Here is a 504-nt window from a genome sequence, read left to right as displayed (position 1 = left end):
CGACCAGCTTTTACGCCAGCTTTTGCGAAGTGACCTTTCTGTGCGGCTGTTACGCGGCTGTCACGACGAGTACCTGTGGTGATTTGAATGGCTTGATAGCCATCTACATCAGTATTTTTTAATTGAGTAATGCGGTTTGCACTAACCTCAATCACTGTTACAGGGATAGAGGCACCTGTTTCAGTGAAGATACGGGTCATGCCGCATTTTTTACCGACTAAACCGATCGCCATTTTAGACCTCTTTATATCTTATATTAATGAGTTGGGCGTTTAATATGCATTAACCCAAAGCAATTTGAACGTCAACGCCCGCCGCTAAGTCTAACTTCATTAACGCGTCCACAGTTTTGTCAGTAGGCTGAACAATGTCAACCATACGCTTATGAGTACGGATTTCGTACTGATCACGTGCGTCTTTATTGACGTGTGGCGAAGTTAGAACGTTGAAGCGCTCAATGCGAGTCGGCAACGGTACAGGACCACAAACTTGCGCACCGGTGCG

General features: G+C 46.0%; 1 protein-coding gene and 1 pseudogene. Both read right to left on the bottom strand.

The annotated features are described in order from the left end of the window. A pseudogene (gene rplC / locus ACS8FD_RS24955) lies at positions 1-233 on the bottom strand (50S ribosomal protein L3); the annotation flags it as partial. Positions 234-282: 49 nt separating this feature from the next. Beyond that, the coding region (gene rpsJ / locus ACS8FD_RS24950; RefSeq protein ID WP_439277820.1) for a 30S ribosomal protein S10 at positions 283-504 on the bottom strand (222 nt) is incomplete at its 5' end.

This window comes from Psychrobacter sp. 1U2 (genome assembly GCF_051847575.1).
Note: the sequence above shows the minus strand (reverse complement) of the source record. Positions and strands in the feature narration are given on the sequence as shown.